We start from the raw sequence: 25,783 nt of genomic DNA, 5'->3' as shown, positions 1-25,783 counted from the left end.
TGCGCGGCGCCTCGACCTCGGCGCCGGTCGGGGTTGGCGCGATCAGGCCGCCGGGCAGGGGGGTGCCGAGGACGGGAAGCAGGCGCAGGGTAGCGGCGTTGTCGGGAGCCATAGGCTCGGTCTTCGGCGCCGGAGCTGGAATCGTTGCCCGTGCTGCTACAGGAGCAGCAACCTCAGGCGCGCCGCCGCTCAGTTCGTCCTTCAGCGCTGCGATGCGCGTGCGCGACTTGGTGAGGCGGATCTCGGGGTTGGCGACCATCGGCAGCACCGCGTCGAGGTCCCCGGCGGCGTGGAGCGCCTCGACCTCGGCCATCAGCGCCTTGTCGTCGGGCGCGCCGAACAGGCGGCGCAGGGCGGCCCGCACGTCCTCGTTCCAGCGTTCCAGCGGCTTGAGCGCATTCTCGATCCGCGACAGTACCACCGGGGCAATGCCGTATTCGCTTTCGAGCACCGCGATCGTCAGCGCCGGATCGCCGCCGCGCCGCGCGCGCAGGGCGGCGGCGAGCAGCACCGCGCGCAGTTCGCCCTCAGGGTCGGCAGGGGCGGGGCCGTGGAGAGGTTCCGCCCATGCGGCGATGTCGAAACCTGGGGCATCGACGTCGATCAGCAGTTCCACGGGGTCCACGCCGAGCGCGCGGCCGAGATCACGCAGTTCGTCGGGCCGGGCGAAAATCTCTCCCCGCTCGATCTTGGAGAGGCGGATATAGGTTATTCCCGAAAGCCGCTCCGACAATTCTAGCAGGCTGCCGATATTGAGTTGCTTGCGGAACTTACGAATGCGGTTCGGGAATACGAGCATGCGATGGTAATCGATTGTCGTCATCGCCGCCTCCATTACTTGCCGGGGACCGGCCCGACCGCTTAATCCGGGCGACTTGTCGTTCATCGCAGATCTTGTTCCATTCTGGGGATGGCCGGGACTTTTCATGTCCGACCTTCCCGGTCAATGCGCCCATTCGGAGTGTTCTGCCGAATCGGGTCTTTTTCGCGACCGCCGCTTGATTGGCGGAACTTGGGAATTGGCGCTTACTGCCTTGCGATATCCTTAAAATTTCGCATTTCTTACGCAATCCGGCCAGTTGCCCTCCGCAAAACCGGAGTGTGGATGCGCGAAACGGCGGAATCTGTGGGTTTGCAGGATAACGCTGCAAGGTCCGAAATGGATGCGAAATTGGGGATGAAGGGGCGAATTTTCTGCTCGCCAAGGCTCATCCTTTAAGTGTCGGCTCAATCCGCCCTGTCGCGTAGCGATGGGGAGGTGGCAGTCGCGCAGCGACTGACGGAGGGGGCTTTGAGCGCGCTATCCCTCCACCACCGACTGCGTCGGCGGTCCCCCTCCCCATTGCTGCGCAACGGGGAGGATGCCGGTCACCCCTTGCCCACCGCCGTCTTCATCAGCGCCATCTGCTTGCGATAGAGGTTGGTCATCGCTGCATAGTCCTGCTGCACCTGGCCCAGCGACAGGAGCTGCTCTTCCAGCGTCACGTTGTTGCCGTCGGGCTTGGTCTCGCTGGTATTGCCGTCGAGGACGATGCGCCCGCCTGCCTGCGGGGCCCTGGCGCCCAGCGCGGTCATGCTGCTCGAGAGTTCGACGTGCGGGCGAGCCACGTGCGGCGTGCCGCTCGAGCCCAGCTGGCCGTCCACCAGTGCGGAGAAGTCCGGAGCCTCGACCGTCCGGGCCTTGTAACCCGGTGTCTCGGAGTTGGCGACGTTCTCGGCGATGACGCGCTGGCGCTCGGCCATGGACTTCATGGCGCGGCCCATGCCGTCGAACAGGGGGGGGAGGGTGGACATCGGGTGCTTCCTTAGGAACCGGTGAGGCGCGAAAGCGCGGCCTGATAGCTGGCGAGCTTGGCCTGCTGGTAGGCGCTGCCGCCGCCGCCGGAAATGGTGCCGTCGACGATCGCCGCCTTGCCCGAATCCCAGTAGAGCGAGCGATAGGCTGACTGGATCATCGACAGCGCGCTCTTGACCCGGGAAAGCGCAGTGCCTGCCGTGGTGGCGTCGGTCAGCGTCAGCGCGCTGGACAAGTTCAGGTTGAAGCGCCCTCCCGGCGTCACCTTGGCGGCTTTCGGATCGAGCACCTTGGAGGGCACGAGGCGGATAGGATCGAGGCCCAGCTTGCCCAGGGCGTCCTTGCCGTCCGCGCCCGCGATCAGTTCCAGCGTGTGCCCGGACTTGACGTCGATCTTGAGGCTGGAGGCGCCGTCGGTGAAGGGCGTGGTGATGGTCGCGTCGGTGCCGGCGATCTTGCGGATCTTGGCGGCGAGGCTGGTCATCGTCTCGCCCTTCTCGATGGTGACGGTGCGCGCGGTCTCGCCGTCGACGCTGATCTTGAAGCTGTCGCCCAACCGCAGCGAGGTCTCGGCCACGAGGTCGCCGGTGCTCTGCTGGTTGAGCACGCCGCGGTGCAGGCCAAGCGCGCCGAGGCCGCTGGTCGCCCCGCCCGCGACGGCGGTAATGCGCACCGGCTCCACGGCGCTGCTGCGCTGGCCCCATTGCGAGACCGTCTGCACCGAGCCATCGGCGGGATCGATCCGCGCGACGAAGCCGTCCACGCTGCCCTTTTTCGCATCGCCCAGCGTCCCCGCCGTGCGACCGCCGACGTAGAGTGCGCCGTTCAGATAGGCGCCGCTGTCCGCCTGATCGGCGCTGTCGGTGCCGATGTAGCTGTTGAGGGTGGCGGAGAAATCCGGCTCGATCAGGGTGACGAAAGCGTCGGTCCCGCCGGAGAGACCATTGACCTGCGCGCCGTTCAGCGCCGTGCTGGTGGCGCCGACGACGGCGATCTGGCCGCTGTCCGACACCGCGATCGCCTTGGCTGAGGCATTGCCCAGCGCCACCGAGCCGAGGTCCGTGCTCAGCGATCCGGCGGCGATCTTGCGCAAGGTGGCGACGCCCTTCTCGTTGGTCAGCGCCAGCAGGTTGCCGTCCCCATCGATGGCGAGGGCCGAGATCGAGTCCGACCCGCCGCTGTCGATGGTGCGCCGCTCCTGCATTTTGCCCGACACGTCGAGCCGGACGATCACGGCGTCCCCGCCCCCGGTAGCGGCGCGCCCGGCGACGTAGATCGAACCATCGTTGCCGACTGTAACCGCGCTTGCGGTCTCGTTGCCGACCTGGCGGATCGCGGTGCTCGAAAGCTCCTCGCCCTTGGCGTTGAAGCGGCTGACGAGGAGGTCGGTCTGGGTATCGTCGCTGCCGTTGAACGCGCCCGAGACGGTGCTCGCGACGACGATCTCTCCGTTGGGCGCGATCGTCACCGCCGCGCCCGAGGCGGTGCCTGCCGCGCCGAGATTGCGCTGCCAGACCACCGTGCCCTCGCTGTCGACTTTGGTGAGGAACAAGTCGTCGGTGCCGTCGCCGGTCTGCGTGCCCATGTCGCCTGCGGTGGTGCCGACGATGTAACTATAGCCGTCCGCGTCGGTGGCGATGGCATTGGCGGCGGTCGCCGAAACGACGGTGTAGTCGGCGTTCTCGGCCAGTTCGGTCTTGGTGGATTTGGCGGTGGCGGCCGCGCTTGCGGCGGCGCGGGCGGTGGCGTCGGTATCCACGGCGTTGATCTTGCTCAGCCGCTCCCAGGTCAGCGATCCGGCAAGGTCCTCGATGCGGTAGACATTGGCCGAAGTGGGCGATTTGGTGCCGGAGATCGTCGCCGTCTCGCCGCTCGCCACCATCAGCGCATCGCCCGCCGCGACTTGATCGATCGAGACTTTCTCGATGCCCGAGGGGTTGAAGGTGAGGCCCCACTTGCCGTCGGTCTTCTCGACGGTGAAGTACGACTTCCACTGCGAGGTCGTATTGCCCTCGGCATCGAGGATCGGAGTGCCGCTGGCGTTCGTGGCGATCTTCGCGCCGATCGCGGCATTGAGCGCGGCGGCGACCGAATCAAGCGTCGGGGGCTGGGTGCTCGTCTGCGAAAGATCGACGCTGACGACCTCGCTGGTGGTGCCGCGGGTCAGGGTCACCTGAAAAATTTCACTGCCCGTCAGACCCTCGACCGGGGCCGCGCGGGTGGTCGAAACGCCGGTGCCGGCAACCGCGCCGGTGGCGTAGCGAGCCTCGACGCCCAGGGTACGGGTGCTGCTCGTCACCGATCCGAAACCAAGTTCGAGAAGGTCGGTATCGGCGCTCGAAAGGTAGCCCTGAAGGTCCGCCAGACCTTGCGCGAAACTCTTCTGCAAGGCCGCCCGCTCGGTCGCGGAAATCGTCTTGGAGGTGCCTGCCTGCGCCAGAATACGCAGGTTTTCCAGCGCCTTGTAAGTGGTAAAGGCGGTCTGGACGTCGGGCAGGTCCTCCAGCGAACTGTCGCCATTGGCATCGATGATCGAGGCGAGCCGCTTGACCGCCGCGACTTGCGCGCTGGTCGCGGTATCGGTGCCCAGAGCATCGAGCCACGGCGCCGTCGTGGTGGGCGTCGTGAACGCCTTCTTGGCCGCCGTTACCGCCACGCTGTCGGACGAGGCGAGGCTGCTTTGATAGGATGAATAGGCCGAGGTTCCTCCCAGAACCGACAGGCCGATCAACCCATTATTCAGACTTATCGTCAATTGTGCCTCGTGAGCCGGTTGCGTGGGTGTCCCTCCTATAAATAGAAGGAAGACCTTGCGATCGGATGAAATTGCGCATTTTTCAAGGAATCTCGCAGTGAACATGATGACCGCGGTGGGCGAGCCGCCGGAGCTCAAGAAATATTCGGGCACCCAGCGGGCGGCTGCGCTGCTGCTGGCGCTCGGTCAGGAGCACGGAATCCCCATCTGGCAGCAGCTGAACGACGACGAGATCAAGGAGCTGTCTTCCTCGATCGCGTCGCTCGGCCGCGTGCCTGCCGTCGTCGTCGAATACCTGCTCGGCCAGTTTTCGGGCGAGGTGTCCTCGATTACGACGCTGCACGGCTCCTACGAGACGACCGAACGGCTGCTCGAAGGCGTGCTCGCGCCCGAGCGCGTCAAAGACATTATGGAGGACATTCGTGGTCCCTCCGGCCGGACGATGTGGGACAAGCTTTCGAACGTCAGCGAAGGCGTGCTGGCGGGCTACCTCAAGAGCGAGCACCCGCAGACCGTCGCGGTGATCCTCCAGAAGCTCAAGCCCGACCACGCGGCGCGCGTGCTGGCGGCGCTGCCGCGCGATTTCGGCACCGAGGTCGTCATGCGCATGCTCAAGACCGAGACCGTCCAAAAGGACGTGATCGTGCAGGTCGAGCAGACGCTCAAGACGGAGTTCATGACCAACCTCTCGCGCGCGCAGCGCCGCGATCCGCACGAGACGATGGCCGAACTGTTCAACGCGCTCGACCGCTCGACCGAGGAGGCGATGCTCGGCGCGCTCGACGAGAAGGCGCCGGAGGAAGCCGAGCGCATCCGTGCGCTCATGTTCACCTTCGAGGATCTGTCGAACCTGCTGCCGAGCGCGATCCAGGTCATAGTGCGCAACTGCAACAAGCGCGAACTGGCGCTGGCGCTCAAGGGCGCGCCGGAAGAGATGCGCCGCCTGTTCTTCGGCGCCATGACTGAGCGCGCCGCCAAGCTGCTGCGCGACGACATGGCCGCGATGGGGCCGGTGCGCGCCCGCGAATGCGAGGCCGCGCAGGGCAACCTCGTCACGCTTGCCAAGGATCTGGGCGAGCGCGGCGAAATCGTCCTCGCCGACCCCAAGAGCGACGATGCGATGATCTATTGATGACGACTGATGGCAACTAACCCGAAGGCACCCGCCGACGGCGCGGGAACGATACAACCTTTCGGCTTCGACCGGGTGTTCTTCCACCCCGTTGATACGCCGTTTGTCCCCGTGCCCGGCGAGCCCGAGCCTGCGTCCGCCGCGGAAACCCTGCCCGAATCCTTGCGTGACCGGATCGAGGACCTTGAATCCCGCATCGAGCGCATGCAGGCCGAGCACCGCGCCGAACTCGCCCGCGCCCGCGCCGACGGCTTCGAGGCGGGCGCCGCGCAGGCCCGTTCGGAACGCGGCGAGGCGCTGCTGGCGGCGACGGACGCGCTTCACGCCGCGCTCGACGGGATCGAGGGGCAAGTCGAAGCCGTCGCCCGCCGCATGATCGGCGAGGCGGGCGCGGTCGCCCTCCACGCGGCAGAAATGCTGGCCGGCCACGCCATCGAAACCTCTCCCGCGCGCGCCGTGGACGAGGCACTGGCCCGCGCGCTGGAGCAAGTGGCGCAAGGCACCGCGCTGGTGGTCCGCGTGAACCCGGAAATGCGCGACGAAGTGGACGTCCTCGTCGAGGCGCGCGAGGCGAAATGCGGCCGCCCGCTGGCGATCACCGTGATCGACGACGAGGCCGTGCCGCAGGGCGACGCGCGCATCGAATGGACTTCGGGCGGCCTCAACGTCGATGCCGAGGCGCGCCGCGCCGCGGTGATGGCGGAACTCGCGGGGGTTTTGCTCTGACGCCAAATCCTCCCCGACGCGTAGCGATGGGGAGGGGGACCGCCGACACAACAGGTGGTGCAGGGGGAGAAACCCCGCCGTCAGCCCTGCGGGCTGCCACCTCCCCATTCCTGCGGAACAGGGATGATAAAGAGACCACACATTTTTGCGCATCCCGGCAAGTCTTGCCTAGTCTCATCCTATAATGCCCTCTGGGCGCGCGACAGGGGCGGCGCCGGGATCTCGGAAGGCCGGACTTGGAAGCGTTGCGCAATTTCATCGGGCAGATTGGAGTGCGCCGCGCCGCGATGATGGGCGGCGTCGCGCTGGCGCTGCTGCTCGGCCTCGGCTGGATGGCCACGCGTACGCCTGACAGCGCGATGGGCTATCTCTATACCGACCTCGATCCCTCGGCCGCATCGACCATCACCGAGAAGCTCAAGGGGCAGGGCGTGCCCTTCCAGCTGTCGGCCGACGGAACCGCTATCCTCGCGCCTGCCGACAAGCTGCCCGAACTGCGCATGGCGATGGCCTCCGAGCAGCTGGGCGGCAAGATCGGCTACGAAGTGCTCGACCAGGAGGAGCCCTTCGGCATCTCCTCCTCGCGCGCGAAGCTGAACGAGACGCGCGCGATCGAGGGTGAACTGACCCGTTCGATCGAAAGCCTGGACCGTGTCAGCCGCGCCCGCGTCCACGTCGTCATGCCCGAGCGCGCCATGTTCGAAACCGAGCCGCGCAAGGCCAGCGCCTCGGTCACGGTCAAGACCACCGGGCGGCTTCCGGCCGAGGCGGTTCAGGCGATCCGCTACCTGGTGTCCTCGGCGGTGCCCGACCTCTCGCCCGAGGCGGTGTCGGTGGTGGACCAGACCGGTGCGCTGCTGGCGCGGGCGGGCGAAGGGCAAGGCAGTTCCGGCGACATCGAGGAACGCCAGGCCGCCGTCGAAGCCCGCCTGCGCGACCAGATCGAGACCATGGTGGAGCCGATCGTCGGCCACGGCAAAGTCCGCGCCGAAGTGTCTGCCGTGCTCGAACGCGATCAGGTGCGTGAGGAATCCGAGACCTTCGACCCCGACAAGCAGGTTATCCAGCATCAGGTCAGCGTCGAATCCAGCAACCAGAGCACCGAGAAGACCCCCGGCGCGCAAGGCGCGACCGTCGCCACCCAGTTGCCCGAGAACGCGGCCGCCGCGCAGAACGGCGCGAACGGCGACAGCCGCAACGCAGCGCAGAACGAGACGTCCGAGGACACCACGTACCAGAACAGCCGCGTCCAGAAGGTCGCCGTGCGCACGCCGGGGCAGGTCAAGCGCCTGACCGTGGCGGTCATGGTGGACGGCGGCGAGAAGGGCCTGCCGCAGCCGCAGCTCGATCGCCTGCAGCGCCTCGTGGAGAACGCCGTCGGCTTCGACAGCGATCGCGGCGACAGCGTGGTGGTGGAGAACATGCCCTTCGCCGCGCAAGACGTGGACGGCATCGATGGCGGCCTGCCGTTCGGCCTGACCGTCGATCGCATCCTCGACGTGCTGAAGATCGTGCTGGTGGGCGGTATCGTCCTCTTCGCCATCCGCATGCTGCGCCGCCAGAACGCGCCCGCGCTGCTGCCGCCGCCCTCCGGTGATCTTCCCGAGGGCGAGGACCGCCGCCAGCCTGCGGGCAGCCTCTCAATGGCGCAGCTTGAACCGATGGGCGGGGCTGCGGACGATACCCCGCTGCTCGATCAGGAAGTGGCGCTTGCCCATGTCGATGGGCGGGTGAAGCTCTCCGCGATCAAGCGTATAGGCGACACCATCGCTTCCAACCCGGCGGAATCCGCCTCCGTCATCCGCCAGTGGATGAACACGTGAAAGGTATCCGATGAGCGACGAGCTCGACACCCGGCACCAGCTGACCCCGGCGCATCTGCCTGAGGAACCGGCCCCGGTCCTGAGCGGCGAAACCGCGCTGCCGCCGCGTCCCTCCACGCCGCCGACGCCCGACGACCTGCACGCCGTGTTCGACGTGCCGGTGAAAGTGCAGGCAGTGCTCGGCCGATCGAAGATGGACATCGGCGACCTGCTGCGGCTCAAGCCCGGCATGGTCGTGGAGCTGGACCGCCGCGTCGGCGAGCCGGTCGACATCTTCGTCAACAACCGCATCATCGCGCGCGGCGAAGTCGTGCTGATCGACGCCACGCTGGGCGTCACGCTGACCGAAATCGTCCGCAAGGAAGCATGATGGGTTCGCGTGATCATGATGCCACCCGGCTGATGCTGGTCGGCGAACTGGGCGACGCGGTGGGCCTTGCCAACGAGATGGTGCGCGGCTCGGCCACCCGTATCGGCGTGGAATCCGCACCTGCGGCCTTTGAAGGCTGGACCGGATCCGAAGCCGACATGGTGGTGGTGGACCTTGCGGTGAACCTCAAGGACGTGCTCGCGCGGCTGCGCGGCGGGCGTTCGGAGGGGTCCGTCACGGCATCGGTCTCCGGCCTCGTCGGACAGAACATCGCCGATGTCGAGCGCGAACTGATTCTCCAGACCCTGCGCCACTGCGGCGGCAACCGCAGCGCGGCGGCAGCAATGCTGGGCATTTCGGTGCGGACCATGCGCAACAAGTTGCGCTCGTTCCAGGCGGACGGGATGGCGGTGCCCCCGGCTCTTGCGGGCGTGGTGCGGGCCGAGATGGCAGCCGGGGTGTGATGAACGGTGCGCCCAGCCTCGGGGGCTTCGACACGCTCAGCCTGAGCGGGATTGGAAAGTCTACTTTTCCCCCGCTCACGCTGAGCGTGTCGAAGGGTCAGGCGCAGCCTTTCGCAACCCTGCCGCAAACGGCAGCCTGACCCGATGGCCACCGCGCCCACCAAGTCCGCGCTCCCGCCGCAGGTCACGCAGTTCCTCGTCCGCCTCGGACCGGGGCGTGACCTGGCGTTGGCGCTGGGTGTGGGCGCGATCATCGCGATGCTCATCCTGCCGATGCCGGCGTGGATGCTCGACATGGGCCTCGCGCTCTCGATCACTGCTTCCGTCCTCATCCTGATGACGGCGCTGTTCATCGAGAAGCCGCTGCAGCTTTCCAGCTTTCCGACGATCCTGCTCATCACCACGATGCTGCGCCTTGGCCTGAACCTTGCCTCCACCCGCCTGATCCTCGGCCACGGGCATGAGGGGCATCAGGCGGCGGGCGGCGTGATCGCCGCCTTCGGCGAGTTCCTGATGGGCGGCGAGACCGTCATCGGCCTCACCATTTTCGCGATCCTGATCGTCATCAACTTCGTGGTAATCACCAAGGGCGCGGGCCGCATCGCCGAAGTGGCGGCGCGCTTCAGCCTCGACGCGATGCCGGGCAAGCAGATGGCGATCGACGCCGACCTCAACGCCGGGACCATCACCGAGGACGTCGCCCGCGAACGCCGTTCCGAGATCGAGCAGGAGAGCGGCTTCTACGGCGCCATGGACGGCGCCTCGAAGTTCGTGAAGGGCGATGCCGTCGCCGCGCTGCTGATCACCGCGATCAACATCATCGTCGGGCTGATCGTCGGCGTCGCGATCCACGGCGTGCCGTTCGGACAGGCGTTCACGACTTATACCATCCTCACCGTGGGCGACGGCCTCGTCAGCCAGATCCCGGCGCTGATCGTCTCGACGGCGGCGGGCCTGCTGGTGTCCAAGGGCGGCGTCGTCGGCAAGACCGGCGCGGCGCTGGGCGATCAGCTGGGCCGTTATCCCAAGGCGTTCGGCATCGCGGGCGCGCTGATGGGCATGCTGGCGCTGATGCCGGGCCTGCCGTTCTTGCCCTTCGCGATCCTCGGCGGGCTCTGCGGATGGCTCGCGTGGACGATGACGAAGAAGGCGGAAGGGGCGGTGGCCGCCGCCCGCGTCGAGGAGGCCGCCGCTCAGGCCCGCCAGAAGGCAGCGCAGGCCGAGGAGCCGATCGCCCGCACCCTTGCGATCGACGCGCTGCGCATCGAGTTGGGCTATGGCCTGCTCCCGCTGATCAACGACGCTAGCGCGGAGCCGCGCCTCGACGATCAGGTCCGCGCGCTGCGCCGCCAGATGGCGACCGACTACGGCTTCGTCCTGCCTTCGGTGCGCATCATCGACAACATGGCGCTGCAAGCGAACGAGTACGTCGTCTACGTCAAGGAAACCGAGACCGCGCGGGGTGAACTGCGCATCGGCAAGCTGCTGGTGATCAACGCCGGCGGGGGCGAGACCGGCCTCTCGGGCGAGGCCACGCAGGAGCCCGTGTTCAAGCTTCCGGCCCAGTGGATCGACCGCGAACTGCGCCAGGAAGCGGGCTTCCGCGGCCTGACAGTAGTGGACTGCGGCACTGTCGTTACCACCCACCTGACAGAGATCGTCAAGGACAACATCGCCGATCTTCTTTCCTATGCCGAGACGCAGAAGCTGCTTGACGAGGTCCACAAGGATTCGGCCAAGCTGATCGCCGACATCGTGCCCTCGCGCATCTCCGTCTCGGGCGTGCAACGGGTGCTGCAGAACCTGCTGGCCGAGGGCGTCTCGATCCGCGACCTACCGACGATCATGGAAGGCGTAGCCGAGGCGAGCCCGCTGACCTCCAACCTCACGCAAGTCACCGAGCACGTTCGTGCGCGGCTTGCGCGGCAGATCTCGGCGCAGCACACGCTGGACGGGACCATCCCCATCGTCGCGCTCGGTGCGGTGTGGGACGAGGCGTTCTCCGAGGCGATCATCGGGCAGGGCGACGACCGCCACCTCGCCATGGCGCCCTCGCAGTTGCAGGCTTTCATCGCCTCGGTGCGCGAGACGTACGACCGCCTCGCCGGGCAGGGAGAAATCCCGTGCCTGCTGACGAGCCCGAGCCTGCGGCCTTTCGTGCGCTCGATCATCGAGCGGGTGAGGCCCGCGACGGTGGTGCTCTCGCAGAACGAGATCCATCCGAGGGCGCGCCTGCGCAGTCTGGGCGCGATCGGGTAGGGGCTGACACGGATGGGGCAAATAAACCCCGTCATCCCAGCGAAGGCTGGGACCCTTCGACAAGCTCAGGGTGAGCGGGAGTGGCGTAAACCTCACAATTCCGCTCAGGCTGAGCTTGTCCAAGCCCTTGCGCCGCGCGCCGCGAGGTGGGCTGTTCACGGCCAGCTGTCCCAGCTATCGCTGGGATGACGGGGCCATCTGCTATCACACCCCGCCGTCGCTGCTCGCAATCCGCGGATGATAGCGCGCATAGCGCCGCTCCCCCACCCGCTCCAGCGCGCCCAGTTCGACAAGCTCGGCCAGATCGCGCGTCGCGGTGGCGGCGTCGGTGATCGTGCGATAGTTGTGCGCGCTCAAGCCCCCCGCGAAGCCGTCCGACCCTTCGGCCATCATGCGGATCAGCGATAAGATACCTTTCTATCGATCACCATAGGGCGCGATCGTGATTTAGGGAAGGCAAGCCCATCGATCAGCCCTGCGCATAAGATCGCAGCCGCGACCGCCCGGTGCACGAGCATCCTATGATGAACCGATGCCCGTTCCCGTGACGACCCTCTTCCCGACCGTTACTGGCTCGGGCACTCCCACGCCGAGCGTCGGGGATGCGGAACCCGGCGCTTTCCTTGCCGCGCTGGCGAGCGTCGGCGCCAAAGTCGATGAGGCCGCGCAGGCGGGCGAAGCGCCGCCTGTCGCAGCTCAGGCTCTTCCGCTCTCCAGCCGGATCGCGCCGCAAGTGGCGGCGGCGAGCGTCACGGCGCCGCAGGCCCCGGCCGAGCCGGTCGGGGCGACTGCAGCTTTGTCTCTGACGTTGACGGATGCGACCGCTGTGTCGGTTCCGTCTCTCCCCGAACCCAAGGTGCCGGAAATCCCCGCAGCCGCGTCTGCTCCGACCCTTGCGGCTGCATCGCCAGCGGCAAACCCGACCGCCGGGGCAACCGTGGATGTCCCCGAGGTTCCGGCACTCGCGGCCACGTCCGCAGAGGTTATGGCTCCACCTGTCGAACCGGTCCGGGCACGCCCGGAAGCCCTCGAGACTGTGGTGCCCGGGGAAGACACGCCGCCACTCCCGAGGAAGGGGGAGGAGGTCGGGAACCTGCCGACCGCCGCGCCGGCGCAGCAGGAGCGACTCGTCGGAGCGGAGGTATCCATCGACGTTCCGCCGGTTACGCTCGCAGCGGCCGGGCTGGTCGAAGACGCGCTGCCATCCGAGACCCCCGCCGTCGAACCGAAGGCAGAAACGTCCGAGGCCGCCCGTCCGGTAAAGCGCAAGGCCGCGAAAACCCCCGCTCCTTCAGAGCCCGCCGCCGCCGCTCTGGCCACCTCCGAGGCCACTGGCGTGCCGATTGTGGCGGCCGCTCCTTCCGCTTCCCCGCCATCCGCCGCAGCCGAGACGCCTGAACCTGCGGCCGCCCGCACCGCCGCGCCCGTCGCCCACGCCGCGCCGCAGGCCGCCGAGGACACCGCCACCCCGGAGCCCGAGGCTCGCGTGTCCGCCCCGCTGTTCACCCAGACGCTGGAAGCGGCGACCACGCGACCCCCAGCACTTCCCTATGAAATCGCGCGCAATGCTCCCGCCCTCGCCCCCGCCGAGGCGAGCGTATCCATGCGCGAGGGGCACTTCGGCGCGGACGTCGGCATCGCCATCGCGCGGGCGTTGGACGGCGGGCCGGAGGGTCTGCGCGATGCCTTGCTGATCCGCCTCGACCCGCGCCACATGGGCCGGATCGACGTGCGCATGGGCTTCGACGACGACGGCACCCTGCGCGCCGTGGTCTCGGCCGACCAGCCCGCCGCGCTCGACCTGCTGCGGCGCGAAAGCATGCATCTCGACCGCGCGCTCAGCGATGCGGGCGTGCGCGCCGATGCCCAGTCGCTGCGGTTCGACAGTTCCGGCGGCAGCTTTGGCAGCGGCAACGGCAGCGCGGGTCAGCACCGTCCGTCCGCGCGGTCGCAGGGCGCAAGCAGCGAATTCACCGGCGCCCCGGAAGAGGCCGCCCCCCTTCTCCGCTCGCTGCGCGGCAGCGGCAATCTCGACCTCATGGCATAAGGCAGCACCAGCATGGCAACCGTTACCGACACTGCCTCGACGTCCAGAACCTCCAGCACCACGGCGGCATCCACGACCAGCCTGCTGGCCGATTACAACCTGTTTCTCAAGCTGCTGACCACGCAGATGACCAACCAGGACCCGCTCGACCCGATGGACACCTCGGAATACACCCAGCAGCTGGTGCAGTATTCGCAGGTGGAGCAGTCGATCCAGCAGACCGGCAAGCTCGACGACATCCTCGGCCAGCTCCTGTCGCAGCAGATGGCGCAGGCATCGAGCTACATCGGCCGTGAAGCGCGCTTCGACAGTGCCGTGGCGGGGCTGAGTGACAATCCGGCCAAGTGGACTTACTATGTCGATGGCACCCCCTCCACCGTCACCGCGACGATCAAGGACGCGCTGGGCGGCACCGTGGCGACCGTCAGCCTCGACCCCAGCGAGACCCAAGGCACCTATAAATGGGACGGCCTCCAGACCGACGGTACCAAAGCCGCCGCAGGCGCCTATACCCTCTCGATCAAGGCGCAGGCGTCGGACGGATCGAACCTCAACACGACGATCAACTCGGTAGGCGTGGTGGACGACGTGGTCACCGACGGGACCAGCATCATGCTTGGCGTCAACGGCATCCGCCTGTCCGCGACCGGGCTGGTGGCGCTGACTACACCGACGACCTCGACGAAGGAGTGAGCGCATCCTCGCTGTTCCGCAGGGAGGGGGAGGTCGCAGTCGGCAGGGCAGACGGAGGGGTTATCCCCCTCTTCACCACCGACTGTCTCGGCGGCCCCCTCCCAATCGCTGCGCGACAGGGAGGACTATCTCATTCCATCGCGTCGCTGCGTTCGCGTGCGGCTGCAGGCGCTCCCGCCGCGCTTTGCTGCAGGGTCGTATCGAGCCGGGTGCAGCCGGGAATCCGCTCGGGCAGGGCGAGCATCATCAGGCAGTCAGTGATCGAGGGATCCTCGATCGGGCCGATTAGGTCCTCGACTTCGTCTTGCGTCAGGTCGGACTGGCTGAGGCAGCGCAAGGCAGCCGCCTGCCATAGCTGCGCGGGTGCATCGACCCGGAGCCTGAGCGAAAACCAGTATTCCTGCTGCGCCCCTGAAGTCCGGGTGCTGCCGTCACCCAGGCCCCAACTTGAATTATCCGCCATCCGCGCTCTCAAAGTACCGCACCGAATTGCTTCGGCCCGCTGCCCCTGACCCGAGAAATAAGGTCGACCCCCGCTTGCCGATGGTAAACGCAATATTCACCAGTGACCCGCAATTTCCGACACTATACTATGCAATCGATCTTAAAAGCCGCGCCCCGGCAATAAGGCGTTGATAAATCCTCCGTCCGGCTTGCTCCGCATGGCGGAGATTCACGCTCCCCGCTGCGGCGCGGGATCGATGTCGAGCGAGGCGGGCCGCGTCGTTGGCGCCTTGTGCGGCGTGAGGTGGACGGTGCTGGTCGGGAAGGCGATGCCGACTTCAGCCTGCTCCAGCGCAGCGAAGATTAGCAGCAGCAGGTCCTGCCGGATCACCAGGCTCTGGTCGAGATCCGCCGCCTCGATGTATGAGAACACCTCGATGTCGAGCGAACTGGCGCCGAAGTTCTTGAACCGCGCCCGGGCGCCTGGCTTGATGATCCGGTCGTGCGCGTCCAGCACGCTCTCGATCAGCTCCACTGCCTCCAGCAGCTTGGCCGAGCCGATGCCGTATTCCACCCCGATTGTGGGATTGAACAAGAAGCGGTCACGCTGCGCGTAATTCTCGATCTGGCGCGACGAGAAATCGCCGTTGGGGATGGTGACGACGGTGCGTTCAAGTGTGCGGATGCGGGTGGAGCGGATGCCGATGTCTTCCACCGTCCCGGTCACCTCCCCGACCTTGCAGAAATCGCCCACCTGTACCGGCTTGTCGGCGATCAGGGTGACGGAGCCGACAAGGTTCTCGACCGTCTTCTGCGCGCCCAGCGCCAGGGCGATACCGCCGATGCCGAGCGCTGCCACGCCCGTTGTCACGTCGATGCCGAAGGTATCGAGGACCGCGACCATGGCGATGAACAGCAGCAGGATCTTGGCCGCGCGTCTGATCAGCGTGACGACCGAGACCGCCTGCCGCCGCTCTTGCCCGGCCATGCGGCTGATCAGCAGGGCCGAAACGGAATCGACCATGCGGAACAGGAACCAGGCCAGCGCCACCCACGCGAATATCCCGATGTAGCGCAGCAACAGCTGCCGCGCGACGATCGAGACCGGCATCGATCCCGCCCAGAACATGAAAACTACGGTAGCGAAGAACAGGCTGAGCGGCGGCATCGCCGCCTGGGTCAGCCGGTAGACGCGGCTATTCTCCTTGTCGGCGATGATCCGCCCCATCGTGAAGAGCAACCCGGCGTTGATCAGCTGGAAGCCCAAGAACACCAGTGCGGCTATGCCCAGCAGGCGCACCCAGTCCTCCAGCGACGCGCCGGCGATCTCTGGGCCTTCGTCCTCGGCCTGCTTCGTCCTAGGCTGCAGGGTATGCGCGGCGGCACTCGTTTGGCGGGCGATGCGCCAAATCCGGGTGCCCGCGCGGTTGGTGCCGTGCGTCAGCAGGATCGGGGTCTTGCCGGCGTCGCCGAGGTCGCCCACGCGCTCCTGCGCGGGCTTGAGCCCGTCGTCGAGCACGCCCGCCGGATCGTTCGACAGCGCCCCGAACGGCAACAGCGATCCGCCCGCGTCGAGTACCGCCTGCATCTCCTTCGCGAGTTGCTCCCCGTTGGAGCGGGCCTCGAAATAGTTGGCGGCCAAAGGATAGTCCCGCTCTGCCAACGCCGCGAGCAGCCCTGACACGGCATCGCGCGGCGTCTCGCGCCCTAACGGATCGGTCGGGGGCGCGGCGGCGGGTGCCGGAGTGGCTGTGGCCGCGTCCGTCTCGGTCGTCTTGGATTCCTCGGCCTTGGGCGTCGGCAGCAGCTGCGCCTGGGCCTGCGAGGCGATCAGGACGAGAAGGAATAACGCCCAAAGCCGGGCCAGTTTGCGCAACATTGGGAAACGGTCTCCTGAAGCTCGGTGTGAGCGGGCGCTCCAGACGCGAAAGCGCCGCGCATTTCCAGCGAATATGCGCAGACGAGAGCCTCACGCGCGGCAACCCGTGCTTGTGTCCTCGCAATGCCGGTGGAATGCGACAGTCGCAAGACGGGAGGATTGGACTGCCAACGCGCGATGATTGGCAGCCTCATTACGCGAGCCGTCAGGCATGCATCAGAAACGGATATAGCGCCGCAGCGCAGCGCCGCAGGCACCTCCTGCGCTGGCAACGAGTGCAAGATCGGAAAAAATCCCTGTGTTTCAAGTTCCTGCTTGTGCCAAGACCGCTTTCCAGCGTGCATCGAGCAGGCTCTTTCCTGCAGACTTGCGGGTGCGGGCCACCAGTGAGACGCCGCGCAGCGTGATGCTGTGGCCGCCCAGCCAGCGACCCGCGATGCTGTAACCGATGTCGTAGATCGCCAACTCCTCGTGGAGTTTGCCGTCAGCCAGGAAACGGGTAGTGACGAGGATTGGCAGCTTCTCGTCACCGCGGCTGCTGTCAGGCAGTCTGGCTCGGCTGCGGGCCTTCTTGAGCGCGTTCTCAAACCATCGCGCCTCAATCCTAGGTTCTCCCGTGGTTTCCGCGGCAGCAAGAGCGAGTGCGCTGGGAAAGGCGATACTCTGGCTCTGAACCGATTGCTCGGGCGATGCGGGCTTCAGGACCAGTTCGTCATCATCCGTCCGGGCTGCCACAAGAATGAGCATCGCCGCCTTGGTGGAAGCACGCCGGGCATCGGCGTTCTTTCCGGCTTCAGTCTCGCTGCGCTGGCTCCAGCTATTCCACAAGGTCAAGCCGGAGATAGTGACCGCGATCACCGTAAGGACTTCGCCCAGCGTAATCCAGCGGCGGCGGATCGCCGCCGCTTCATCCGCGCGGGCCTCTGCCCTGGTTATTGACGGAGGGGACTTGGCGGCGGAATTGGGGGAATCGTCAGTCACGAGCAGGTTCGAACATCTGTCGCTCCAAGCGTCAAGGTGCAGATGTCCCTTCGTGATGTCTTACATGAACCCTTTGTGATCGAGCGCGCCCTGTGCCTTTTCGCAAGTCGGAGGCAGCTGATATCTGTCGAGGGCCAAGGTCACCACCGATCCCCGCCGATCCGCGACGTCAGCGGTGACAACACGCGGGCCGGCTCGCTCAATTGCCGACTAGGCTGCGATCTGCCCGCTGAGCGCGCTGGCCGCAGCCTTGAGGGCCTCCTTCAGCCGCGGCAGTTCGTTGCGTAAGGCTGCGCCAATCCCTATCGCCACAAGCGCATGGCTGGGCCTGCCCCCCTTCCATACAGGCGCGGCTACCACCGTGACCCCTGACAGGTAGTGCCCTGCATCCACCGCGACACCTGAAACGCGCGCGTCGTCTACCTGCGCAAGCCAGTCTTCCCAGCTTGGTGGCTCGTCCCAGCGCAGCTGATCAAATCGCGGTTTCAGTTCGCTTTGCGGGTACCCTCCGAAAGCGGCGATGCATCGTCCGGTTGCTGACACCAACGCCGGGAAACGGCTGCCGACTTGCGTCGAGAGCTGGAAGTTCTGGCCTGATTGCGACATCGCGGTGACGATGATGTGGTCCAGGCCGAAGACTTGGACCCCCATGGCTGTCGTTCCGAACTCGCGGGCAATTCGGTCCAGAGCCGGCTGGGCAAGGTCGTTGAACTGATCCTTGCGCAACCAGGCACGAGCCAGTGTCAGCACGCCGGCGTCGAGCGAATAGCGTTTGGTGTCGGCATCGAAGGCCACCAGATCCTCTGCCACCAGGGCGCGCAGCACATACAGACACGTGCTGGGTACGAGGCCGAGTTCACGGGCGATCGCCTGAACGCCGAGAGGCGCACCATGCTTGCCCAGCAGGCGCAGCACCGCTGCCGCCCGGGCGATGGCTGGGGCCTTGCTGGCCTTAGCTGTATCAACACCGCTTTTCATTCAATATATAGAATAACATTCAATATTTACAAAAACAAGGCCGTTGTGGCAGCAGTGCTGAACACAAGGACAACCTTCGTCGCGGCGATTCGACCCGGCGGAAATGAGCCAGGGGACAGGACGGTTGATGGCCAAAATGATTTCAGGGCTGACCGACTACACGCGCTATGCTGATGCACAGGCCCATGCTTCGTCGGCGGCGCTGTGGGAGTTGTTCGACGGCGACCGAGAGTACTTCAACATCGCGCATGAATGCGTGACCCGCCATGCCGACGGTTCGGAGCGCGACGCGGTGCGGATCGCCCATGCCGATGGCGCGGACGAAGTCCTGAGCTTCGACACGATCGCGAAGGGCGCGGCGCAGTTCGCGCACTGGCTCGATGCGCGAGGCGTGCGGCCCGGTGAGCGGATCGCCTTCATGCTCGAGCCCTCGCTCCCCTTCTACGTGTGCCTGTTCGGGGCGATGCAGACCGGGGCGATCTCGGTTCCGCTGTTCACCCTGTTCGGGCCCGACGCGCTGCGTTTGCGCATCGGCGACTGCGAGCCCGAGATTCTGGTCACGAATGCCGAAAAAGCGGAGCTTGCACGCTCGGTCGCGGTAGACGGCAAGCCAAAGGTGATCGTGGCGGACGAGGCTTTTCTCACCTCGCTTGACGATCTTCCAACCCGCTACGAGCCCAGAACACGCGCCAATGACATGGCCGTGTTCCAGTACACCAGCGGTACGACGCGCGAATTGCCAGAGGCGGTGAAGCACTCGCACCGCACGCTGGTGACGCTGATGTTCGCCGCGCTCTACGGCACCGGCATCCGGCCCGGGGACGCATTCTTCTGTCCCTCGAGCCCGGCCTGGGGGCATGGCCTGTGGCACGGAACGCTCGCCCCGCTGGCGCTGGGGGTGACGACGGGGACGTTCGCCGGCCGCTTCGACCCGGTGCGGCTGATGCAGGCACTAGACGACTTTGGCATCACCAACATGTCGGCGGCCGCGACGCACTACCGCATGATGAAGAACAGCGGCCGGGCGGCGGACTTCACGTTCCGCTTCGACAAGCTGTCGTTCACGGGAGAGCCGATCGATCCGGCGACTCTGGAGTGGATCGACCAGTGGTTCAAGGTGCCGGCCTGTTCGATGTACGGCACCACCGAGATCGGCGTGGTGCTGGTGAACTACCCCGGTGCGGACGACTTCCCGGTCAAGCCCGGCGCGCTCGGCAAGGCGGTGCCGGGGCAGCGGCTGGAAGTCCAGCGCCCGGACGGCTCGGTCTGCGATCCCGGTGAGATCGGCGAGCTGATGCTGTTCCGCGGCGGCGGCTGGATGACCACCAAGGACCGCGCCAAGACCGACGCGGACGGCTATTTCTACCATTGCGGCCGCGCCGACGACGTCATCATCTCGGCCGGCTGGACGATGAGCGCGGTCGAGATCGAGAACACCATGCTGCGCCATGACAATGTCCTCGAATGCGGCGTGATCGGCGTGCCCGACGAGCAGCGCGGGCAGGTGGTGAAGGCCTTCGTCGTCTCGAACCGCGCCGCCGACGACGCCTTCGTGCGCGAGCTTCAGGACTTCACCCGCGAACGCCTCGCCCAGCATGAATTTCCGCGTCTCGTCGAATTCGTCGACGAGCTACCCAAGAACCCCGCAGGCAAGGTCCACCGCAAGATGCTGCGCGACCGTGAAGCCGCGAAAGCCGCCGAAGCGGTCGGCTGAGACATCCAGGAGAGCAGAGAAATGGCCACCACAGCAGAACCGAAGAACAAGTTCCCCAAGATCACCGAGGAGGGGCTCGACGACTTGCGCCAGCGCATCGGCGTGAAAATCGAGAACACTGTAGAGCCATGGAACTACGAGGCCACCCGCGACGCCATCCGCCACTATGCCCACGGCATCGGCGACGACAATCCGTTGTGGTGCGACCCGGAATACGCCGCGAAGACCAAGTACGGCTCGCTCGTCGCGCTGCCTTCGTTCCTCTTCACCACCAGCCGTATCATCTCGGGCTATTGCGGTGGTCTCTCGGGCGTCCACGCGATGTGGGCGGGCGCCGACTGGACCTGGCACAAGCCGGTGCTGCGCAACGACACCATCAGGGTCGAGGCCTACCTGAAGGATCTGGTCGAGCACCAGACCAAGTTCGCGGGCCGCTCGTTCCAGCAGATCTATCACGTCGACTTCTACAACCAGCACGGTGACCACGTCGCGGGCGCGGACAGCTGGGTGTTCCGCACCGACCGTGACGAGGCGCGCGAACGCGGTACCAAGTACACCGAGGCGCGGGGCCGCGTGGAGCCCTTCACCCAGGAACAGCTCGATGAGTTCTACGAGATCTACGACCAGGAAGAGCAGCGCGGAGCGGTGCCCCGCTACTTCGAGGACGTGAACGTCGGCGACAAGCTGCCGCCGATGATGAAGGGCCCGATGACCGTTACCGGCTTCATCTGCTATGCGCAGGGCTGGGGCGGCCTTTACATCCGCGCCAACAAGCTCGCCTACAAGATGCAGAAGGCGCACCCGGGCCTCGGTATCCGCAACCGCTTCAACGTGCCCGACTGCCCCGAGCGCGTGCACTGGGACGAAGCCTTCGCGCTCGAGGTCGGCGCGCCGGGCGCCTACGACTACGGCCCGGAGCGCTGCTCCTGGCTGACCCACCACATGACCGACTGGATCGGCGACGACGGCTTCCTGCACAAGTCGAGCTGCCAGATCCGCCGTCACAACCCGGACGGCGACGCCATCGTCATTACCGGCGAGGTGACCCGCAAGTTCGAGGAGAACGGCAAGAAGTACGTCGAAGTGGCGCAGAAGGCGACCACGCACCGCGGCGAACTGTCGGCCTTCGGTACCGCCGTGGCGGAATTGCCGAGCAAGGCGTGAAGCGGGGGTGATCTTGACCGTCGCCGGGCCTAGGCTCGGCGACGAATACCCGCGAAGGCGCGACGCCGGCGGATGGGGAAAGGCCATGGACACGATGACCCGCGCGATGCCGGCGTTTCTTCCCGACGGTAGCGTTCAGGTGCCCGCCTTTACCCTGCCGGTCTCCGGCCTGGTCAGCGAGGAAGCGGCGGCCTTGCAGCGGCTGCGCGCGGCGATGCCGGTGTTCGATGCGTCGGGCCAAGAGGATGACATCGCCGTCCGCCGCGCACAGATCAACGCTTACATGGCGCCGCAGATCGAGCGGCTGCGGGCGACGTTCCCGGTCATTGTCACGCGAGGCGAGATCGGCGGCGTCGAGGTGCTCGATGTCACGCCGGTCGAAGGTGGGCACGACCCGCAGCGCGTCCTCATCAATCTGCATGGCGGTGCGTTCTGCGTCGGCTGGGATGGGGTCGCCCTCGTCGAAGCCATCCCGATCGCCGCGCTCGGCCGCATCCGCGTCGTCAGCGTCAATTACCGTATGGCGCCCGAGCATCGCCATCCGGCGGGCGTGGAGGACGTCGCTGCAGTCTATCGCGCACTCCTTGCCGACTATGCGCCGGGACGCATCGGAATTTATGGCGGCTCTGCAGGCGGTGCCCTCACGGCGCAGGCGGCTGCCTGGCTGGCGAGCCATGACCTGCCCCAGGCGGGTGCCATCGGCGTGTTCGGAGCGGGGGCAGTGCCCTTCGGCACGGGCGAATCGGCTTACGTCACGGGTTACATCGATGCCTCGTTTCCCCCGCCCCCTGCCGATGGAAGCGCCCCTGTCGATATCACGCGCGGATACTTCGCAGGTTGCGATCTTCGCGATCCGAGCGCCTGGCCCGGCTGGCATCCGGAGATTCTGGCAGCCTTCCCTCCGGCGCTGATCGTGACCGGGACCCGGGCAATGGACCTCAGTCCGGCCATCTTCACGCATTCGCAGCTGCTCAAGGCGAGCATCCGCTCCAGCCTGATTGTCGCGGAAGGCATGGGGCATTGCTACCACTACCAGGTCGCGTTGCCCGAAGGGCGTGATGCGATCGAGGCGATCTTGCGCTTCTTCCGGGAGGCACTGGCGTGACCGTGCGAGGGACGGCCGGCTGGTCCGGTCCCCTGGCGGGCGTTCGCGTGATCGACTTCACGCGCGTCCTGGCCGGCCCCGCCGCGAGCCTGGCGCTGGCCGACCTCGGCGCCGAGGTGTTCAAGATCGAGCCGCCCGGCACCGGGGACGAAACCCGCAGCTTTCCTCCCATCCGGGATGGCGAGAGCCACTATTACCTCGCGGTCAACCGGGGCAAGAAGTCGATCGTCGTCGATCTCAAGACCCCCGAGGGGCTGGCACTCGTCAAGGACCTTGCCGCGCAGTGCGATGTGCTGGTCGAGAACTACCGTCCGGGCGTGATGGAGCGGCTGGGGCTCGGCTGGGAGGAACTGCACGCGGCCAATCCCCGACTGATCTACTGTTCGATCTCCGGCTACGGCCAGACCGGTCCGCTCAGGGACCGGCCGAGCTTCGACATCGTGCTCCAGGCGATGTCCGGCGCGCTGTCGATGAACGGCGAGGCGGGTGGGCTGCCGACCAAGCTGGGCATCCCGCTCGGTGATCTCGTCGGCGGCATCAACGGGCCGATCGGCGTGCTGTCGGCGCTCTACGAGCGGGAACGTACCGGAGAGGGGCGTCATATCGACATCAGCCTGATGGATGGCCTGATGGGCATGCTCGGCTACATTGCGCAGCTGGCCTTCTTCACCGGTTCGGACCCGCAGCGGGTCGGCTCGCAGCATCCCAACCTCGTGCCTTACGGAATTTTCCCGGCGCGCGAGGCATCCATCGTCATCGCCTGCCTGACACCCGGCTTCTGGGCACGCATCTGCCGCTCGATCGGACGCGAGGAACTCGCTGAGGACCCGCGCTACGACACTCTGGAAAAGCGCCGCGACGCCCGCGAGGAGGTCAACGCGATCATCGCGGATTTCACCGCGCGCCATTGCGTCGATGAACTGGCCGCAATCTTCACTGCCCACGAGGTGCCGCATGCGCCGATCCTGGGTGTGAGCGAGGCTCTGGCCCAGCCCCAGGCGCAGGCGCGCGGCATGGTCGTCGAGACCGAGCACGCCGTCCTGGGCACGATCCCCATCGTCAATCGGTCGATCCGTTTCACCGACGCGGAGCAGCCGGTGCCCGAGGCGCCGCCGGTGCTGGGCCAGCATACCGATGCGATTCTGGCCGAAGTGCTCGATCTATCGCCCGAGCGGATCGCGATGCTGCGCAGCGCCGGGATCGTTGCCTGACGGCAGCGCGCCGGTAAGCTTGGCGCAATTGAGGTGAGGACAGGCCATGGCCGAATTGCGTTTCGACGATCGCGTCGCAGTGATTACCGGCGGCGGCCGGGGCCTCGGCCGCGCACATGCGCTGCTGCTGGCGAGGCGGGGATGCAAGGTCGTCGTCAACGATCCGGGTGTCTCGATGGCAGGTGATGCGACCGGGGAAGGACCCGCCGAGGCTCTTGTCGCCGAGATACGCGCTGCCGGCGGTCAAGCGGTCGCCAGTCTCGACAGTGTCGCGACGCCCGAAGGGGGCAAGGCGATCATCGATACCGCGCTGGATGCCTTCGGGCGGGTCGACATTCTGATCCATTCGGCAGGCAACGTGCGGCGCGGCTCGCTCTCGAACCTTGGCTACGAGGACTTCAGCGCGGTGCTCGATGTGCACTTGAAGGGCGCTTACCACGTCATGCGGGAGGCGTTTCCCCGTATGATGGCGCAAGGCTACGGCCGGATCGTCCTCACCAGTTCGATAAATGGACTTTACGGCAAGGCCGACAATGTCACGTATTCGTTGTGCAGAGCGGCTTTCATGGGCCTGTCGAACACGGCCGCGATCGAGGGGCAGCATAGCAATGTGCGCTCCAATCTCATCGTGCCGGCGGCAGTCACGCGCATGTCCCAAGGGATCGACACGAGCGGGTTCCCGCCGATGGAACCCGAGATGGTGGCGCCGATGGTCGCCTACCTTTGTCACGAGCAATGCGCGGTGAGCGGCGAGATGTACGTTGCCATGGGGGGCCGTCTGGCGCGTGCCTGGGTTGCGGAAAATGCGGGAGTATTTCGGCCGCAATGGAGCCTTGAGGAGGTGGCCGGGCAGATCGGGGCGATCCGGCAGGGCGGCGAGGAGCTGGCATTTGCGCCGGTGCCGGACGGCCAGCTCGACCACCTGCTGCATGGCTTCGCGATGATCCGCGAGAGAGCGGGAACCTAAACGGGCAATTAAATTTCAGGAACTTCGCGGGCAGGGCGCTGTTTCAATCCTGAGAGGTTGCCACATGCGACGCTGAACAACAGGTCTATGATGATCAACACCTACAATACTTATATCGAGGTGCCGCCCTTTGATCTCGGCACGATAGTGAAATTCAACGCGATGCTTTGGGTGATGATTGCCATTGTTGCAGCGTTGATCTGGTGAGTTTCCAGCTTTCGCCAGGATACGCTGTCACACGCCGGTGTAATTCCGGAACCAATCAACGAAACGCGGCACGCCCGTTTCGATCGGCGTACTCGGCATATAGCCGGTATCGCGGGTCAGCGCGGTGATGTCGGCGTAAGTCGCAGCGACGTCCCCGGGCTGCATCGGCAGGAGGTTGCGCCTCGCCTTGCGGCCGCAGGCATCCTCCAGCACTTCGATGAGGCGCAGCAGGTGCTCGGACTTGTTGTTGCCGATGTTGTAAAGCGCGTGCGGCTTGACGCTGCCGCCTGCCTTTTGCGCGCCGTCGTCGGCCGGCGGGCAGTCGAGGCAGGCGAGGACGCCGCTGACGATGTCGTCGATGTAAGTGAAGTCGCGGCTCATCTCGCCTTGATTGTAGACATCGATCGGTCGGTCACTGAGAATCCGTTCGGCGAACTTCCACATCGCCATGTCGGGTCTGCCCCAAGGGCCGTAGACGGTGAAGAATCTCAGCCCGGTGAGAGGCAGGCGGAAGAGATGAGCGTAAGTCTCGCTCATCAGTTCATCGGCTTTCTTCGTCGCCGCGTACAGCGAGACGGGATGATCCGCGCGGTCTTCCACCGCGAAGGGGAGCTTCGCATTTCCGCCGTAGACTGAACTTGAACTGGCGTAGACCATATGGGCCACCTGCCGGGCGCGGGCGACTTCCAACATGTTGACGTGCCCGGCAAGGTTGGAGGCGACATAGGCCTGCGGATTCTCCAGAGAGTACCGTACGCCGGCCTGCGCCCCGAGGTGGACGATGGTTTCGAACGTGAAAGACCCCAACGCTGCGGTGAGCGCAGACATGTCGGCGAAGTCGAGTTCCCGAAACTGAAACAGGTTGCCATGACGCGTAGCGAGCCCATCGAGGCGCGCGCGCTTGAGCGAGACTGCATAATAGTCGTTGAGGTTATCGATTCCGATCACCGACTGACCGCGGGCCATCAGGGCCTCGGCAACGGCGGCACCGATGAATCCGGCTGCACCGGTCACGAGGACACTTGCTTCCGCCACCTTCGAAACTTTTCCTGTCATCATTTCGCGCGCT

Annotated in this window: 22 protein-coding genes; 13 read left to right on the top strand and 9 right to left on the bottom strand. The window is 66.2% G+C overall.

Translation table 11 applies throughout. The annotated features are described in order from the left end of the window. The 3 genes from HWN72_RS15130 to HWN72_RS15120 form a co-directional block, all read right to left on the bottom strand. The coding region (locus HWN72_RS15130) for a helix-turn-helix domain-containing protein (RefSeq protein WP_211150594.1) at positions 1-823 on the bottom strand (823 nt) is incomplete at its 3' end. A 545-nt stretch (positions 824-1,368) separates the two neighbouring features. Then, the gene (locus HWN72_RS15125) at positions 1,369-1,794 is read right to left on the bottom strand and encodes a flagellar basal body protein (protein ID WP_211150593.1); all 426 of its coding nucleotides are present in this window, start codon (positions 1,792-1,794) and stop codon (positions 1,369-1,371) included. Positions 1,795-1,805: 11 nt separating this feature from the next. Further along, positions 1,806-4,550, bottom strand: coding sequence for a hypothetical protein (locus tag HWN72_RS15120; RefSeq protein ID WP_211150592.1), 2,745 nt, complete (start codon positions 4,548-4,550; stop codon positions 1,806-1,808). Positions 4,551-4,653: 103 nt separating this feature from the next. Here HWN72_RS15120 and HWN72_RS15115 point away from each other — a divergent pair, with 103 nt between their 5' ends. The 6 genes from HWN72_RS15115 (at position 4,654) to flhA (ending at position 11,324) form a co-directional block, all read left to right on the top strand. Further along, positions 4,654-5,682, top strand: coding sequence for a flagellar motor switch protein FliG (locus HWN72_RS15115; protein WP_036527424.1), 1,029 nt, complete (start codon positions 4,654-4,656; stop codon positions 5,680-5,682). Positions 5,683-5,691: 9 nt separating this feature from the next. After that, positions 5,692-6,408 (top strand): FliH/SctL family protein, encoded by a 717-nt coding sequence (locus HWN72_RS15110; RefSeq protein WP_036527426.1) that lies wholly within the window; start codon positions 5,692-5,694, stop codon positions 6,406-6,408. A 236-nt stretch (positions 6,409-6,644) separates the two neighbouring features. Beyond that, positions 6,645-8,231, top strand: a complete 1,587-nt coding sequence (fliF, locus tag HWN72_RS15105) for a flagellar basal-body MS-ring/collar protein FliF (protein ID WP_036527428.1) — start codon at positions 6,645-6,647, stop codon at positions 8,229-8,231. A gap of 10 nt (positions 8,232-8,241) precedes the next feature. Beyond that, positions 8,242-8,601, top strand: coding sequence for a flagellar motor switch protein FliN (fliN, locus tag HWN72_RS15100; protein WP_008831931.1), 360 nt, complete (start codon positions 8,242-8,244; stop codon positions 8,599-8,601). Continuing rightward, positions 8,601-9,065: a helix-turn-helix domain-containing protein gene (locus HWN72_RS15095; RefSeq protein ID WP_036527430.1), complete on the top strand. Its 465-nt coding sequence runs from the start codon at positions 8,601-8,603 to the stop codon at positions 9,063-9,065. The genes fliN and HWN72_RS15095 overlap by 1 nt, the downstream gene beginning before the upstream one ends. Before the next feature lie 144 nt (positions 9,066-9,209). Next, positions 9,210-11,324 (top strand): flagellar biosynthesis protein FlhA, encoded by a 2,115-nt coding sequence (gene flhA, locus HWN72_RS15090; protein ID WP_036527435.1) that lies wholly within the window; start codon positions 9,210-9,212, stop codon positions 11,322-11,324. 204 nt (positions 11,325-11,528) lie between these two features. On the opposite strand, the gene HWN72_RS15085 is transcribed toward flhA, so the two are convergent. Further along, positions 11,529-11,714, bottom strand: coding sequence for a hypothetical protein (locus HWN72_RS15085; protein WP_370424609.1), 186 nt, complete (start codon positions 11,712-11,714; stop codon positions 11,529-11,531). 154 nt (positions 11,715-11,868) lie between these two features. Between HWN72_RS15085 and HWN72_RS31820 the strand changes: the two genes are divergently transcribed. Together HWN72_RS31820 and HWN72_RS15075 are read left to right on the top strand one after the other, a co-directional pair. Continuing rightward, entirely contained in the window at positions 11,869-13,371 is a 1,503-nt protein-coding gene (locus HWN72_RS31820; protein ID WP_211150591.1) for a flagellar hook-length control protein FliK, read from the top strand. A 12-nt stretch (positions 13,372-13,383) separates the two neighbouring features. After that, positions 13,384-14,064 (top strand): flagellar hook assembly protein FlgD, encoded by a 681-nt coding sequence (locus HWN72_RS15075; protein WP_036527443.1) that lies wholly within the window; start codon positions 13,384-13,386, stop codon positions 14,062-14,064. Positions 14,065-14,194: 130 nt separating this feature from the next. On the opposite strand, the gene HWN72_RS15070 is transcribed toward HWN72_RS15075, so the two are convergent. The 4 genes from HWN72_RS15070 to HWN72_RS15055 form a co-directional block, all read right to left on the bottom strand. Beyond that, a complete protein-coding gene (locus tag HWN72_RS15070) occupies positions 14,195-14,527 on the bottom strand; it encodes a hypothetical protein (protein WP_051586966.1) in 333 nt (110 codons plus the stop codon). A gap of 210 nt (positions 14,528-14,737) precedes the next feature. After that, complete coding sequence (locus tag HWN72_RS15065; RefSeq protein WP_081799093.1) at positions 14,738-16,387, bottom strand: mechanosensitive ion channel family protein; 1,650 nt, start codon at positions 16,385-16,387, stop codon at positions 14,738-14,740. 303 nt (positions 16,388-16,690) lie between these two features. Beyond that, positions 16,691-17,368: a hypothetical protein gene (locus HWN72_RS15060; protein ID WP_289357473.1), complete on the bottom strand. Its 678-nt coding sequence runs from the start codon at positions 17,366-17,368 to the stop codon at positions 16,691-16,693. Between the two features lie 210 nt (positions 17,369-17,578). Next, positions 17,579-18,346: an IclR family transcriptional regulator gene (locus HWN72_RS15055; RefSeq protein WP_036527445.1), complete on the bottom strand. Its 768-nt coding sequence runs from the start codon at positions 18,344-18,346 to the stop codon at positions 17,579-17,581. A 127-nt stretch (positions 18,347-18,473) separates the two neighbouring features. Here HWN72_RS15055 and HWN72_RS15050 point away from each other — a divergent pair, with 127 nt between their 5' ends. The 5 genes from HWN72_RS15050 (at position 18,474) to HWN72_RS15030 (ending at position 24,507) form a co-directional block, all read left to right on the top strand. Beyond that, positions 18,474-20,060, top strand: coding sequence for an acyl-CoA synthetase (locus HWN72_RS15050; protein WP_211150590.1), 1,587 nt, complete (start codon positions 18,474-18,476; stop codon positions 20,058-20,060). Positions 20,061-20,081: 21 nt separating this feature from the next. After that, positions 20,082-21,224 carry a MaoC family dehydratase N-terminal domain-containing protein gene (locus tag HWN72_RS15045; protein ID WP_036527447.1) on the top strand — a complete coding sequence of 381 codons (1,143 nt, stop codon included), beginning with the start codon at positions 20,082-20,084 and terminating at the stop codon, positions 21,222-21,224. A gap of 85 nt (positions 21,225-21,309) precedes the next feature. Then, positions 21,310-22,329, top strand: coding sequence for an alpha/beta hydrolase (locus HWN72_RS15040; RefSeq protein ID WP_211150589.1), 1,020 nt, complete (start codon positions 21,310-21,312; stop codon positions 22,327-22,329). Further along, positions 22,326-23,540, top strand: coding sequence for a CaiB/BaiF CoA-transferase family protein (locus HWN72_RS15035; protein WP_211150588.1), 1,215 nt, complete (start codon positions 22,326-22,328; stop codon positions 23,538-23,540). The genes HWN72_RS15040 and HWN72_RS15035 overlap by 4 nt, the downstream gene beginning before the upstream one ends. Before the next feature lie 46 nt (positions 23,541-23,586). Then, positions 23,587-24,507 carry an SDR family NAD(P)-dependent oxidoreductase gene (locus HWN72_RS15030; RefSeq protein ID WP_211150587.1) on the top strand — a complete coding sequence of 307 codons (921 nt, stop codon included), beginning with the start codon at positions 23,587-23,589 and terminating at the stop codon, positions 24,505-24,507. A 234-nt stretch (positions 24,508-24,741) separates the two neighbouring features. Here the strand turns inward: HWN72_RS15030 and HWN72_RS15025 are convergent, their stop codons facing one another. Further along, the gene (locus tag HWN72_RS15025) at positions 24,742-25,773 is read right to left on the bottom strand and encodes an NAD-dependent epimerase/dehydratase family protein (RefSeq protein ID WP_211150586.1); all 1,032 of its coding nucleotides are present in this window, start codon (positions 25,771-25,773) and stop codon (positions 24,742-24,744) included. Positions 25,774-25,783 lie beyond the last annotated feature (10 nt).

Source organism: Novosphingobium sp. HR1a, assembly GCF_015594425.1.
In the GTDB taxonomy this organism is placed as follows: Bacteria; Pseudomonadota; Alphaproteobacteria; order Sphingomonadales; family Sphingomonadaceae; genus Novosphingobium; species Novosphingobium resinovorum_A.
The sequence above is the reverse complement of the archived record's forward strand: the minus strand, read 5'-3'. Positions and strand labels throughout refer to the sequence as shown.